At 39.1% G+C, this 12,695-nt stretch carries 15 protein-coding genes; 5 read left to right on the top strand and 10 right to left on the bottom strand.

Translation table 11 applies throughout. From position 1 onward, the window contains the following. Positions 1-109: 109 nt before the first annotated feature. From D0T56_RS14760 to D0T56_RS14750, 4 genes are read right to left on the bottom strand one after another with little or no spacing between them, the layout of a single operon-like run. The gene (locus D0T56_RS14760; protein ID WP_163320935.1) at positions 110-334 is read right to left on the bottom strand and encodes a hypothetical protein; all 225 of its coding nucleotides are present in this window, start codon (positions 332-334) and stop codon (positions 110-112) included. Next, a complete protein-coding gene (locus D0T56_RS14755) occupies positions 331-516 on the bottom strand; it encodes a hypothetical protein (RefSeq protein WP_163320934.1) in 186 nt (61 codons plus the stop codon). The genes D0T56_RS14760 and D0T56_RS14755 overlap by 4 nt, the downstream gene beginning before the upstream one ends. A 2-nt stretch (positions 517-518) precedes the next feature. Further along, positions 519-647 (bottom strand): hypothetical protein, encoded by a 129-nt coding sequence (locus D0T56_RS16805; RefSeq protein ID WP_255491190.1) that lies wholly within the window; start codon positions 645-647, stop codon positions 519-521. Next, positions 644-865 carry a hypothetical protein gene (locus D0T56_RS14750; protein ID WP_163320933.1) on the bottom strand — a complete coding sequence of 74 codons (222 nt, stop codon included), beginning with the start codon at positions 863-865 and terminating at the stop codon, positions 644-646. The genes D0T56_RS16805 and D0T56_RS14750 overlap by 4 nt, the downstream gene beginning before the upstream one ends. Before the next feature lie 56 nt (positions 866-921). Here D0T56_RS14750 and D0T56_RS14745 point away from each other — a divergent pair, with 56 nt between their 5' ends. Both D0T56_RS14745 and D0T56_RS14740 read left to right on the top strand, forming a co-directional pair. Next, a complete protein-coding gene (locus tag D0T56_RS14745; protein WP_163320932.1) occupies positions 922-1,725 on the top strand; it encodes a S24 family peptidase in 804 nt (267 codons plus the stop codon). A 64-nt stretch (positions 1,726-1,789) separates the two neighbouring features. Then, positions 1,790-2,023, top strand: a complete 234-nt coding sequence (locus D0T56_RS14740) for a hypothetical protein (RefSeq protein WP_163320931.1) — start codon at positions 1,790-1,792, stop codon at positions 2,021-2,023. A gap of 398 nt (positions 2,024-2,421) precedes the next feature. On the opposite strand, the gene D0T56_RS14735 is transcribed toward D0T56_RS14740, so the two are convergent. After that, positions 2,422-4,197, bottom strand: coding sequence for an ABC transporter ATP-binding protein (locus tag D0T56_RS14735; protein ID WP_163320930.1), 1,776 nt, complete (start codon positions 4,195-4,197; stop codon positions 2,422-2,424). Positions 4,198-4,200: 3 nt separating this feature from the next. Continuing rightward, positions 4,201-5,925 carry an ABC transporter ATP-binding protein gene (locus D0T56_RS14730; RefSeq protein ID WP_163320929.1) on the bottom strand — a complete coding sequence of 575 codons (1,725 nt, stop codon included), beginning with the start codon at positions 5,923-5,925 and terminating at the stop codon, positions 4,201-4,203. Positions 5,926-6,173: 248 nt separating this feature from the next. On the opposite strand from D0T56_RS14730, the gene upp reads away from it, so the two are divergent. Further along, positions 6,174-6,830, top strand: a complete 657-nt coding sequence (upp, locus tag D0T56_RS14725; protein ID WP_163320928.1) for a uracil phosphoribosyltransferase — start codon at positions 6,174-6,176, stop codon at positions 6,828-6,830. A 10-nt stretch (positions 6,831-6,840) separates the two neighbouring features. On the opposite strand, the gene D0T56_RS14720 is transcribed toward upp, so the two are convergent. The 3 genes from D0T56_RS14720 to D0T56_RS14710 form a co-directional block, all read right to left on the bottom strand. Next, positions 6,841-7,314 carry a nucleoside deaminase gene (locus D0T56_RS14720; protein WP_163320927.1) on the bottom strand — a complete coding sequence of 158 codons (474 nt, stop codon included), beginning with the start codon at positions 7,312-7,314 and terminating at the stop codon, positions 6,841-6,843. After that, complete coding sequence (gene yihA / locus D0T56_RS14715; RefSeq protein ID WP_163320926.1) at positions 7,311-7,913, bottom strand: ribosome biogenesis GTP-binding protein YihA/YsxC; 603 nt, start codon at positions 7,911-7,913, stop codon at positions 7,311-7,313. The genes D0T56_RS14720 and yihA overlap by 4 nt, the downstream gene beginning before the upstream one ends. 424 nt (positions 7,914-8,337) lie before the next feature. Continuing rightward, on the bottom strand, positions 8,338-10,008 hold the full coding sequence (locus tag D0T56_RS14710) for a nucleoside kinase (protein WP_163320925.1): 1,671 nt from the start codon (positions 10,006-10,008) through the stop codon (positions 8,338-8,340). A 249-nt stretch (positions 10,009-10,257) separates the two neighbouring features. Between D0T56_RS14710 and D0T56_RS14705 the strand changes: the two genes are divergently transcribed. Together D0T56_RS14705 and gpmA are read left to right on the top strand one after the other, a co-directional pair. Then, positions 10,258-11,034, top strand: coding sequence for a hypothetical protein (locus D0T56_RS14705; RefSeq protein WP_163320924.1), 777 nt, complete (start codon positions 10,258-10,260; stop codon positions 11,032-11,034). 157 nt (positions 11,035-11,191) lie between these two features. Further along, on the top strand, positions 11,192-11,938 hold the full coding sequence (gene gpmA, locus D0T56_RS14700) for a 2,3-diphosphoglycerate-dependent phosphoglycerate mutase (RefSeq protein ID WP_163320923.1): 747 nt from the start codon (positions 11,192-11,194) through the stop codon (positions 11,936-11,938). A gap of 246 nt (positions 11,939-12,184) precedes the next feature. Here the strand turns inward: gpmA and D0T56_RS14695 are convergent, their stop codons facing one another. Then, positions 12,185-12,433 carry a GlsB/YeaQ/YmgE family stress response membrane protein gene (locus D0T56_RS14695; RefSeq protein WP_163320922.1) on the bottom strand — a complete coding sequence of 83 codons (249 nt, stop codon included), beginning with the start codon at positions 12,431-12,433 and terminating at the stop codon, positions 12,185-12,187. Positions 12,434-12,695 lie beyond the last annotated feature (262 nt).

Genomic DNA, 12,695 nt, shown 5'->3' with positions numbered 1-12,695 from the left:
TTGTAACTATTTAAATTTTTTTTCCTCTTATCTCCCCTCTGTTGGAGGGGTCGGGGGAGGTGTTTGTTCCTGCAGGCGGAATCGAACCGCCTGTCAAAACCGTTCAGGATTAATATTTTTTTCTTATTTCATCCGATTGAGGGATAGGAGAATCTTTAGACGTGATTTTCTCCAACCATGTGTACAACTCTTTATCAAAATTTTCATCTAGCGGTTTCTTATATTCCACTTTTTCAATCACCTTGTCAATATTCACAGTGATATTGAGTTCTTTCGACCCCTTAACTATCTCTCTAACTATCGGCTCAATTACTTTCCTAATCAACTTTCTCATAATCCTGCATGCTTTTTAAAATCCTCAATACTAACCTGATTCAATCCGTTGGAAGTCTGCAACATTATCTTTGCCACTTTCCGCTTCTCTATCAATTCCTTAACACGTTGCTGCTTGTCTTCCCAGTCCTGAGGCAACAGAATAACACCCCCTGTCTTGTCGTAAAAAATAAATCCTGTCATAATCATTTTCTTTTTTCGGTTTGTTTATCAATTTCAGGCTTCACATTCCATTTATAGTCCAGATGTGAAGCCAACAGAATCAGGGCGATCAAAATCACACCTAACAATATCGCTTTTGTTCCCTCTTTCATATCATTAATTTTTCAATTGTTTTAAAGTATGTTTCAGAAAATTCAGCCACATCAGCCGTCATTTTCCTGTCACCTGTTAACATCATTCTCACATATTCAGGAGTAATTTTTTTTTCACCGTTTTTCTCACGGTCTTCATTCACCTTTCTAGCTATACGAACGGCATCACCGTGAACCCGTATTCTTTCTATGCTTTTAAGCAACTTTCCTATATCCATATTTTTACTTTACTTTGTTATTATTTTCAAACAAAGATAAGCGAGAAATATTGTATATGCAAGAAAACAAGCGAGAAAAATCGTCTATAAAGCAAAGGGTATTGCAATTTATTGATAAAAAGCGTATTACGAAATACCAGTTTTATAAAGAAACGGGTATTACTAGGGGTGTATTAGACCAAGATAGCGGAATGAGCGAAGAAAATACGGCGAGATTTATCGCCTATTATCCAGAAGTTAATATTGAATGGCTTGTAACAGGTAACGGCGATATGTTAAAATCGGCAGAAAAATCCGTATCTAAATCCGTATCTAAATCCGTACCTAACGACAAAAACGAAGAAAAAATAGAGGAAAAACGGAACGACACAAACCGTTTAAACGACGATGAACACGAAGTATCTCTGCATAGCCTCAAAACGGATTACTACGGGGTCGACAAACAATTGATCCCATTATACGAATTAGAGGCAACGGCAGGACTAAACGTTTTATTTTCAAACCAAAACACACAAGTTCCATTAGATTTTATAACAATACCCAACGCACCCAAATGCGATGGTGCGTTATTCATTCGGGGCGATTCTATGTACCCGATACTGAAAGCGGGTGACATCGTTTGCTATAAGACAATACAAGATATTATGAATGTGCGTTTTGGCGAAATATACCTACTAGATATTGACGATGGCGACGACCAATATTTAACAGTGAAATACGTTCAAAAATCAGACAAAGGAGACAAATATTTTCGACTGGTAAGTCACAACACACACCACGACCCCAAAGATGAAGATGTTTCTCACATACGGGCATTGGCACTCGTAAAGGTATCTATACGTTACAATACCATATCTTAACCTCAAATCTTTGTTTTTGATAAAATAATATATTATATTAGCAATGAATAAAAATTATTGCAATATGAAAGTATTTGTTTTCATTCAACAAAAGCCATTAAAAGTAAAAACATACACTTCTCTCACAGCATTATACGAAGCAAATAAAAGCGTTTTAAACGTTTCTAAATCCACATTAGACAAAAGCGACCTCAACACACACCCGTATGTCGATAGTCGCTTTATAATAGTCAAAACAGAAACCCTTTCATCTGGCGATGTACGCCGTATTACGAATCAAGATGTGCAGAAAGTTTAAATCATAATTAATCTGAGTTTAAACAGAAATTAAAAAAGCACTTTAAACATTCACCCATTGTTTCAAGTAATATCAAACTAATTTCAAGTGTGCACTATCCGTTTCGATTGTTATTTTTCTTTCTTTTCTCTCTATCCTCTTATTTTCAATGTTTTACAAATCTTTTATTCATCTATGTAATTTACACTATCGGTATTGCCCCTTTTACAACATGATGTTAAAAATTAGTTTGTAAAATTTATTAATGTAATAGTTTGTGATAACAAAGATATAAAATTTGATATATTATCAAAGAAATATTAAAATAACGTGAATTTTTTCTGCACGCCTTCTAAATAAAAATAGCTGCACCGAGAGTCTGTAAAATCAGATTTGCTCTATATAGTTTACAACTGTTTTTATAATTCTTCAAACTGATTTTTGTACAAATTGTAGTAATGACCTTTTTCTGCGATGAGCTGATCGTGGGTTCCGCATTCAATGATCTGTCCTTTATCCATCACCAAAATTTTATCGGCATTTCTCACAGTGGATAGGCGGTGGGCGATAATGATACTGGTGCGCCCCTGCATCAATTTGTCCAAGCCTCTCTGAATCAGTATTTCGCTTCGGGTGTCGATATTGCTTGTAGCCTCATCCAACAATAGAATTGCAGGATCGGCAATGGCTGCTCGTGCAATGTTCAGTAGTTGCCGCTGACCTTGACTGAGGTTTGCTCCATCGTTTTCCAGCAAAGTCTGATAACCTTGAGGCAAACGTTTTATGAACGAATGAGCGGCGGTAAGTTTTGCTGCTTCCACAACCTCCTCGTCTGTTGCGTCGAGTCGTCCGAAACGAATGTTCTCACAAACCGTTCCTGTGAAAAGGTGTGTGTCTTGCAATACAATTGCCATAGACCGGCGCAGGCTTTTTCGGGTGACATCTTGTGTGGAAATGCCATCAATTGTTATCTCGCCCGATTTTATATCGAAAAAACGGGGCAACATGTTCAATATGGTTGTCTTTCCTGCTCCCGTTGCACCTACCAGAGCTATTTTCATTCCCGGTTTCGCTTCAAGCGATACACCTTTCAATATCAGTTTTTCGGGTTTATATCCGAAAAAAACATCCTCCATTTTCAAGTCGCCACGAATACCCGAAAGATTTTTAGCATCGGGTTTATCTGCCGGCTCCGAGGGTTCGTCTATCACCTGAAAAATACGTTCCGCTCCGGCAAGTGCCGCCTGAATGTTATTATACAAACTTGCCAGTTCGACAATGGGACGGCTAAATTGACGCGAATATTGAAGAAAAGCAGCTAATCCGCCCACGTCAAAACCTCTGAATATGGCGAGTAGTGCTCCGACAATGGAAATAACGACATAGTTGATCGTGCTCAGGTTTTGCATAATGGGCATCATCATACCTGAATAGAGCTGTGCTTTTTCCGACTTTTCTTTTAAATCCTGATTCAGTATATCGAAGTCGGCTTCCACCTTCTTTTCGTGACCGAAGACTTTCACAACCTTCTGACCGCTAATCATTTCTTCGATGTAGCCATTTACCTCGCCCAGTTTTTGTTGTTGTGCCTGAAAATATTTCTTACTTTTCTTCACAATTATGTTGGCACTCAAAAACATCAGAGGAATGGTGATAATGGAAACCAATGTCAACAGCGGACTGATATATATCATCAGGCAGAATATGCCAATCAAGGTCAGCGCACTTGAAAACAGGTCGGCAAGGCTATCCGTAAGCACATCGCTTATCTTGTCGATATCGTTTGTGTAGCGGCTCATTATATCGCCATGCTGATTTTTGTCGAAAAAGGAGATTGGCAGGATTTCCATTTTCCTGAACAGCTCCATCCGCAAACGTGTCACCGTATTTTGCCCTATCTTGTTCAGCAGGCGGTATTCTACGAACGTAGCCGCCACTCCGCAAAGGTAAACGGCAGCAAGTACAATTAGCATGATTATTAATCCGGGAATGTTTCCGGGCAAAATGTAGTCGTTAATGATGGGGCGTATCATATACGAACCCACCAAACTGCAAGTGATGGAAACGACAATCAGGACAAATATCACGGTCAACCTTTTCCGGTCGCCTGTCATATAAGTCAACAGCCTCAGGAAAGATTTTTTCACTTCCTTAGGCTTTTCGTATTTTCGTTTATCTCCGTTTCCGTGTGCCATGTGCTACATTACCAGTTGTTGCGAATTATAAATTTCTTTATATGCCTCCGAATTTTCGAGCAGTTCGGACGGAGTTCCCAAAGCTGCTATTTCGCCGTCGTCCAGCACCAGAACCCTGTCGGCAGACTGCATCGTATTCACCCGTTGCGTTACGATAAATACGGTTGTGCTGTTCAACAAACGGTTCAGGTTTGTCCGTATTTTTTGTTCCGTGTCTGTATCTACGGCGCTTGTACTGTCGTCCAGAATTAAAACTTTGGGTTTCCTGAGCAATGCCCTTGCAATACATATCCGCTGTTTCTGACCTCCCGAAACATTTACTCCTCCTCGCCCCAACAGGGTTTGATACCCATCGGTGAAAGATGTAATGAAATCGTGAGCCTGAGCGGCTTTCGCAGCTTCTTCTATTTCGTGCCGGGTGGCATCGGGTTTTCCCCAACGCAGGTTTTCTTCTATTGTTCCTGTAAACAGGTCGTTGTTTTGTAAAACCATGCCTATTTTTGCATGAAGTTCGTCCAGATTATAGTCTTTTACGTTGATGCCGTCAATCAGAATTTCACCCGATGTGACATCATACAAACGAGGGATCAGTTGCAGGAGAGAACTTTTTGCCGACCCCGTTGCTCCGGCTATTGCGATGGTTTCGCCCCGCTTCACCACAAAATCTATGTCTTTAAGCACATCTGTTTCTCCACCCGAATATCTGAAGCATACATTTCGGAAAGTCACATCGCCTCCTTCTATTTGATGCTTGTTTTCTAATCCCTCCTTTGTGTTGGAAAGGGACGGTTCAGCATCCAACACTTCCGTGATTCGTTTGGATGAAGCCGCCGCACGGGCAAACGACATGATGACCATAGAAAGCATCATGAGCGACATTAATATCTGTGTGAGATAGTTGACAAACGAAACAAGTTCGCCAACCTTCATATTTCCCGATATCACTTTCTGTCCGCCAAACCACAAGATGGCAAGGATAGACAGATTCAGTATCAGCTGCATAGCCGGAAAAATGGTGACAATAATATTGGATGCCTTTATAACGGTATCACGGAGATCTTCGCTTGTTTCCCTGAATTTTTCTACTTCAAAATCTTCACGGACAAAGGATTTGATAACCCGTATGTTTATCAGGTTTTCACGGACAACGCTATTCAGATTATCTATCTTTTGTTGTATTTTAACAAAAAATGGAAATCCTTTACTTAAAATGGCATATACGCACAGTCCTAGTATGGGTATTGAGATCATGAGAACAGAAGCCAATCCGGTATTGATGCTGACAGCGAAAAAAGTAGCCATCACCAGCATCATAGGCGCACGCAGCAACAAGCGCATCGACATCAGTATCAGTTGTTGTATCTTGGAGTTGTCATTTGTGAGGCGGGTAATAAGCGACGATGTGCTGAAACGGTCTATGTCGGAAAACGATAGCTGTTGAATCTTGTCGAATAAGGCCGTTCTCAAATCTGTGCCGAAACCAACGGCTGTTTTAGACGACACTCGTATGTTTATAAAACTCGCCACCAAACCAATGATGGAGACAATTACCATTTTTATACCGATAGAATAAACCGCACCAATGCTGTTCGCCATAATTCCATCATCGATGATCTGCGACATCAGATATGGTTGTGTGGTTTCGCTCAGTGCAGAAACAAGTATCAGAAACGGGCTGAGTGCCAGACTATACTTATACTTCTTTAGTATTTGCCAATATCTCTTCATTCAAAATTTTCACTACAAATGTCATACAAATGTAAGATAAAAAATAAGTGGTTTTATTAATTTTCTCTCAATTGCTTTAACAAAAGTGTGTTTGTTTTTGTTTAGCTCTTTATTATTAATGCCAATCAGTAATTATGGAATAGCAATCGGAGAAAATATTTTTATATCTTTGAAATAAAAAAAATAGCCAACTCGTCTATTTGCAACAGTCCGAAAGACGAGGTAAAATAATTATTAAACACGATATAATGAAAATAGTTAATCTTTCAGAGCAAAATTCATTGCTCAATATCTATATAAGCGAAATCAGGGATGTGAATGTACAAACCGACAGCCTGAGGTTTAGGCGTAACATTGAGCGTATTGGGGAGATTATGGCTTACGAAATAAGCAAATCCATACACTACGAAAACTATGAAGTGCAAACGCCTCTGGGGATTGCTCCTGCTAAAAAAATTACGGATAAAATAGTTTTGGGAACCATACTCAGGGCAGGACTCGGCTTTCATCACGGATTTCTAAACTACTTCGATAAAGCCGAAAACGCTTTTGTGTCGGCATATCGTAAATACAAGGAAACACATCAGAGCTTCAATATAAGTATCGAATATATTTCGTCTCCCAATCTGGAAGGCAAAACACTGATACTTACCGATCCTATGTTAGCAACCGGAAGCAGTATGGAGTTGTCATATCAGGCTTTGACTACCAAAGGCAAACCTGCCAGCATCCACATTGCCAGCATTATATCCAGCCAGTATGCGATAGATTTTTGTGAGAAGCATTTTCCCGACGCCATTACTACTATCTGGACGGCAGCAATAGACCCCGAACTTGACGAAAATTCGTATATCGTTCCCGGACTTGGCGATGCCGGAGACTTGGCATACGGAGAAAAGATATAACCCTCGCGGCTTAATATTCTGTTTTGTCGTCTTTTTCTTCCCACATACGAAAGGCGGAAAGAGATTCTTTGCGCATAATGTTTTCGGCTCCGATACTTCTTTTTTCAGGTTTTAAGGCAATCTCGTCATAGATAAAAGAATCGTCGAAGCCAATGTCTTTCGCATCAGTCTTGGTGCATCCGTAATATATTTTGTCCAGATGAGCCCAATATATTGCAGAAAGACACATCGGACAGGGTTCGCACGAGGTATAGATCACACACCCCGAGAGATCGAATGTGCCTAGTTTCTTGCATGCTTTCCTGATAACAGTCACTTCGGCATGGGCTGTAGGGTCGTTCTTGACAGTTACATTGTTATTGCCTTTCGCAACCACCTTACCATCCTTAACTATCACTGCGCCAAAAGGGCCTCCTCCATCGCTAACACTTTTCTCGGCAAGCGAGATAGCCATCTGCATATACTTTATATCTTCTTTATTCATCGCTCAATACTTTCGTTTATACTCTCAATGTAATCAAGCACCTCATCCCTGCCTATTTTATGTTCGGATGAAGTGTAAAATATCGGGGGAAGTTCATCCCAGGTTTCTTCCAATTTATCTATATAGACAGCAACATTCTCCTTGAGCTTCGATTTGCTTATTTTGTCTGTCTTCGTGAAAATAATAGCGAACGGCACACCCTCTTCTCCCAGCCATTGCATAAACTCCAGATCAATTTTCTGGGGAGCATGCCGGCAATCGAGCAAAAGGAACAGGTTAGTCAATTCGGCCCTGTATTGTATGTATGAATCTATTATTTTTCTGATTTGCTCCCGACCTTCTTTTCCCCGTTGCGCATATCCATAACCGGGAAGATCGACAAGATACCATTCGTCGTTGATCAGAAAATGATTGATCAGTTGGGTTTTTCCCGGTTTAGACGAGGCCATAGCCAAGCCATGATGGTTAGTCAACATATTGATTAATGACGACTTGCCCACATTCGATCTGCCGATAAAGGCATATTCCAATTTTCCGTCTTCGGGGCATTTCTTATAGTCAGTATTACTAATTACGAATTTAGCACTTTTAATTATCATACTTTGTTTCAAATTTAAAGTAAAATGAAGCGAATCTGTGTTTCGCTGTTTATTTAATATGTTCTTTTATATTATATAATACACTGCGCGGAATTAAAATTCCTTGCATCCCTTTTGACCAAAGCCTCAAAAGGAATCAAAAAGGCTTTTTGTGACTAAGGCTTCTTGCCGACCCACAAACAGCTTATAAGCTGAACAAAAAATAACTCGCACCAAAAGTCTGTCAAAATCAGAGTGGTTCGGCTATGCTCAAACAGCTTTTTGTTCTAGTCGCTTATCTGCGCTGTGTGGGTACCCCGTCAATTAGCCAAATGTCACGTTTACACCCATTAGGCGAAATGGCATCTGCAAGAGGCACGGCAGCAAAAAAACGTCGAATAAAAACTAACGTTTTTATTATAGAAAATCCAAATACAGATTGGCATTAGTATTTGAAACTACTTCCTCCGAGAAACTCCCTAAGCAAGGATGTCGGAGGCAGTTCCTTATCCCCTAAAAAGTTGAAATAGCTCAAAAAATTGAGGAAGCGATAAGCCTCCGCATATTCGGGAACATTCTTGGGAACCTGCATCAGTATGGGTTCGGCATAGCGACGCAAAGCTGCCAATTCGTATATCATTGCCGAATTGAACATCACATCGGCGTTTTCCTGAAATGGGAATATCCATTTATCTTCACCTGTACGCACACTGTTCCAACGGGAGATGGTGTCGATGGCCGAATAGCTGCGGTATTTGTAGTCCCGTATGAGGCGTCGTAGCAAACGGTTGTCGGATGTAGATATCCAGTTATGGTTGTCGAGCGATATCGTGGTAAGCGCAGACACATATATCTTGAACTTTTTCTTATCTTCTATTTGTTCCGTCAAGATCGGATTCAGGCCATGTATTCCCTCTATAATCAATACATTATGCTCTTCTATTTGCAGCTCGTGACCTTTTTTATATTCCCGTTTTCCTGTGGTGAAGTTGTAGGTAGGAAGTGCAACTTTCTCCCCATTCAGCAAGTGAAGCATGTCCTTGTTGAACAGTTCAAGATCAAGGGAATAGAGCGATTCGTAGTCATATTCTCCTTTGTCGTCTAGCGGCGTATCTTCCCTGTTGACAAAATAATCATCTAAAGATATTCCTACGGGTTTGATGCCGTTCACCATCAATTGAACCTCCATGCGTTTACGGAAAGTTGTTTTCCCCGAAGACGACGGTCCCGATATAAGTACAACCCTGACTCCGTTGTTGAAACGGGCTGCAATTTGTTCGGCTATGTTGGCAATTGTTTTTTCCTGCCATGCCTCCGATATTTTTATAACTTCCGAGATTCGTCCTGAGTCAATCGCTTTGTTCAAGTCTCCAACATTGTTCATCTCAAGCAAGCGAAGCAAGTCTAGCTGTTCTTTATAAACACGGAACATCTTCGATTGGTCGATAACCGGTTCCAGTTCTACCGGATGCGAACGGTTAGGAACCCGCAGCAGCAATCCGTCTTTATAGAGTTCGATATCGAAAATACTGATCATTCCGCTCGAAGGCATCAACGAGCCATAGAAATAGTCGACATAATCGCCAAGTCTGTAATATTTTGAATACACCTGATTGGAAGTTTCCAACAGCAGAGCTTTGTCTTCAAAACCTTGTTCACGAAACAGGCGGACAACATCTTCTGTTTTTTCTTCCACCGGTTCGAACGGGATATCCATGTCTATCAACTCCTGCATTTTTGCCTTTATTTTGTCGACATGATATTCCGTGAAATTTTTTAAAGTGGCCACCTTGCAGTAATAGCCTCTGGCAATGGGGTGTTCTATATTGAGCTGGGTATGAGGATAAAGTTCGTTTATTGCCTTGGCAAAAAGAAAACAAAGCGAGCGCACATAAGTCCTCATTCCCGAGGGGTCGGACAAGTCGTTAAATTCAACGGTTTTCGGTGCGTATACCTTGAAACTCAACGGTTCGGTTTTGTTATTCACTTTTGCGTTAACGATGAGGTATTTCATTTTCACATCCATCTCTTTCTGAATTTCGAGAAGGCTTGTTCCGGGTACGACTTCGCAATACGATTTCGTGTTTTGGCAATAAATTTTTATTTTGTCCATCATATAAAAAATGTGTTGTGTGTATTTCGTTCAATTTACGCCAAAGTTTAACAATAAAATAGAACCAACAAAAATTTTGACTCGAATATTGGCTTTCTTTGCCATTTTTAACAAGATGATTGCTTGAAAAGTTGTGCTTCCATTTGTTATTGGCAATATTTTGTAATGGAATATCTTTCGGATCTAAGTCTTTTTTGTGTTTTGGCTTTATTTGTTGTATTTTTGCATAAAATAACACTGTTTGAATAAGCTATGAACTTAAATCTCCGATCTTTCCTGTTTCTTATTATCAGCTTAGTTGTAGGCCTTACTTCTTGTAGTGATGATGACACTCACGGAAAACTTATTCGAGAAATAGATTACGTTGCCCAAGGTGGCAAATTATTCCTGTTTGAATATGGCTCGAAAAATAAGCTGACGAAATTAATCAAAAAGCAAATAATAGATGGTCGTGCTTTTGTATTTAAGGAAGATAAATATACATATAGTAAGGGTGGAAAACTTGTTAAATACGAGACTTTTGATCATGTATCTAATACCGATGATTATTATGATGAATTTTCGTACAAGGGCGATACTGTCTTCGTGACCAGAAAGTATGAATATATAGATTTTGTAATTGGAATTTTATTGTTAAATGAAAAGAAACTCCTTATCGAAACAAGAAGACCATACAGTAACAGTGTAGAATATTGCTCTTACGATAGCAATAATAATCTGATTGAGAGCGTAATCTATTATAACAATTCAAAATATTGCACTGCAACACACAAATACGACAACCAAAAATCGGTTTATTCTGATATAAATATGCCGGCTTGGTATTGGGTATATACAGATGATATTGATTATGCAGGAAAGAACAATCGGGTTAAAAGTACTTATCTCTACCATTGTGATAATAAAAACGGGGAGTGTGAAGATATAGAGAACAATCATTACACGATATATATCTATGATTGTGATGGTTATCCGACAGGGATAAAGAAATATGACACGGAATATGAAAACATATTCAAATATAAATAGTTTTAAATGAAAAGCATATATTATAAGGGACTGTCGGAACTCTCCGTCAGTTCCTTTTGTTTTTCAGAAAAAAGCGTGATATAGTTATGATTAGAATTAATTTTCTTAATTTTGTCACACCCTAAATTTATTGGATATTTTTAAAATTAGAGAATAGATGAAAAAAGTAGTTTTGATCCGTCACGGAGAAAGTGTATGGAATAAAGAAAACCGTTTTACCGGATGGACGGATGTTGATTTATCGGAAAAAGGTGTGGAAGAAGCAACAAAAGCAGGTCAGCTATTGAAAGCGGAAGGCTTCCAATTCGAGTTGGCTTTTACTTCTTACCTGAAAAGAGCTGTGAAGACTCTTAACAACATTTTAGATCAAATGAATCTGGACTGGATTCCTGTTCAAAAAACTTGGAGATTGAACGAGAAACACTATGGCATGCTTCAAGGCTTGAACAAGGCGGAAACTGCAGAAAAATATGGTGACGAGCAAGTTCTTGTATGGCGTCGCAGCTATGATGTGCCTCCCGCACCATTGGCAAAAGATGACGAACGTTCTCCATTTGTAGATGCCCGTTACGCAGGTGTTCCAAAAGCATTTTTGCCATTAACCGAATCTTTGAAAGAAACAGTAGAGCGTATTGTGCCATATTGGGAAGGAACAATTTACCCATCATTAGTAGAGCATGATCAAATATTGGTAGCTGCTCACGGAAACAGTTTGCGTGGTATCATCAAATATCTTAAAGGTATTTCTGATGAAGATATCGTTTCTTTGAACTTGCCAACGGCAGTACCTTATGTATTTGAATTTGATGATGATTTGAATCTTGTAAAAGATTATTTCTTGGGAGATCCGGAGGAAATCAAAAAATTGATGGAGGCTGTAGCCAACCAAGGGAAGAAAAAATAATATGTGACTTAACTGGTCCTGAAAAACCGATCTCCTTACATAGAGATCGGTTTTTTTATCTTGAAAGAAACAATGGATTGTCCAAAATTTTGAGCAAACACTCTCAACAAGACAAAAACTACAGCAACGAACAATGCTTTGCGTATTTTGTCTATTTGTTTTTTCAATGTAAGTATTAATTTGTCCGACTTTTTGGACTGCACTTTGTTGTCAAACAATCCGTTTTTTTCGACTACTGAATATGTTTCACTTTCGTTTAAACAGCGACACAATCCAGAGCAAAACCAATGCCCCGATAATGGACATGACCAACACGCCTAGCGTGCTATTGACCGAAAGTCCCAATAATCCGAAAATCCATCCTCCGAGAAGGCTGCCAACAAGTCCAATAATTAAGTTGACCACAAGTCCGAAGCCAGCTCCCTTGAAAATGTACCCTGCCAAAAAACCTGCCAATATCCCGATGATAATTGACCATAATAAACCTAATTCCATAACTTTTATATTTTAAATAGAAATAACTAAATGATTATAGATATAAACATCCGGAATCTTGATTTTGTTTTCAAGTATCTTTATTCTGTGATATAAATTTGATGGTATGGATTCAGGCTTCTTGATTCTTTTTTTTGATGTTGGTCAGAAGGAGTACTAATAGCCTATTTCACTTACTAACTCGGTGTGCTGAATATTTTAAATAATTAATTCAAGTTGCTATTTATAGTTTGTATAATTTATCGAATGTATATGCCCAGAT

This window comes from Dysgonomonas sp. 520 (assembly GCF_010501095.1).
Taxonomy (GTDB): domain Bacteria; phylum Bacteroidota; class Bacteroidia; order Bacteroidales; family Dysgonomonadaceae; genus QVMP01.
The sequence above is the reverse complement of the archived record's forward strand: the minus strand, read 5'-3'. Positions and strand labels throughout refer to the sequence as shown.

Excerpts from the sequence above, each read along its gene's own strand:
- D0T56_RS14760 (WP_163320935.1), bottom strand. The coding sequence starts at position 334 with ATGAGAAAGTTGATTAGGAAAGTAATTGAGCCGATAGTTAGAGAGATA.
- D0T56_RS14755 (WP_163320934.1), bottom strand. The coding sequence starts at position 516 with ATGACAGGATTTATTTTTTACGACAAGACAGGGGGTGTTATTCTGTTG.
- D0T56_RS16805 (WP_255491190.1), bottom strand. The coding sequence starts at position 647 with ATGAAAGAGGGAACAAAAGCGATATTGTTAGGTGTGATTTTGATCGCC.
- D0T56_RS14750 (WP_163320933.1), bottom strand. The coding sequence starts at position 865 with ATGGATATAGGAAAGTTGCTTAAAAGCATAGAAAGAATACGGGTTCAC.
- D0T56_RS14745 (WP_163320932.1), top strand. The coding sequence starts at position 922 with ATGCAAGAAAACAAGCGAGAAAAATCGTCTATAAAGCAAAGGGTATTG.
- D0T56_RS14740 (WP_163320931.1), top strand. The coding sequence starts at position 1,790 with ATGAAAGTATTTGTTTTCATTCAACAAAAGCCATTAAAAGTAAAAACA.
- D0T56_RS14735 (WP_163320930.1), bottom strand. The coding sequence starts at position 4,197 with ATGGCACACGGAAACGGAGATAAACGAAAATACGAAAAGCCTAAGGAA.
- D0T56_RS14730 (WP_163320929.1), bottom strand. The coding sequence starts at position 5,925 with ATGAAGAGATATTGGCAAATACTAAAGAAGTATAAGTATAGTCTGGCA.
- upp (WP_163320928.1), top strand. The coding sequence starts at position 6,174 with ATGAAAATAGTTAATCTTTCAGAGCAAAATTCATTGCTCAATATCTAT.
- D0T56_RS14720 (WP_163320927.1), bottom strand. The coding sequence starts at position 7,314 with ATGAATAAAGAAGATATAAAGTATATGCAGATGGCTATCTCGCTTGCC.
- yihA (WP_163320926.1), bottom strand. The coding sequence starts at position 7,913 with ATGATAATTAAAAGTGCTAAATTCGTAATTAGTAATACTGACTATAAG.
- D0T56_RS14710 (WP_163320925.1), bottom strand. The coding sequence starts at position 10,008 with ATGATGGACAAAATAAAAATTTATTGCCAAAACACGAAATCGTATTGC.
- D0T56_RS14705 (WP_163320924.1), top strand. The coding sequence starts at position 10,258 with ATGAACTTAAATCTCCGATCTTTCCTGTTTCTTATTATCAGCTTAGTT.
- gpmA (WP_163320923.1), top strand. The coding sequence starts at position 11,192 with ATGAAAAAAGTAGTTTTGATCCGTCACGGAGAAAGTGTATGGAATAAA.
- D0T56_RS14695 (WP_163320922.1), bottom strand. The coding sequence starts at position 12,433 with ATGGAATTAGGTTTATTATGGTCAATTATCATCGGGATATTGGCAGGT.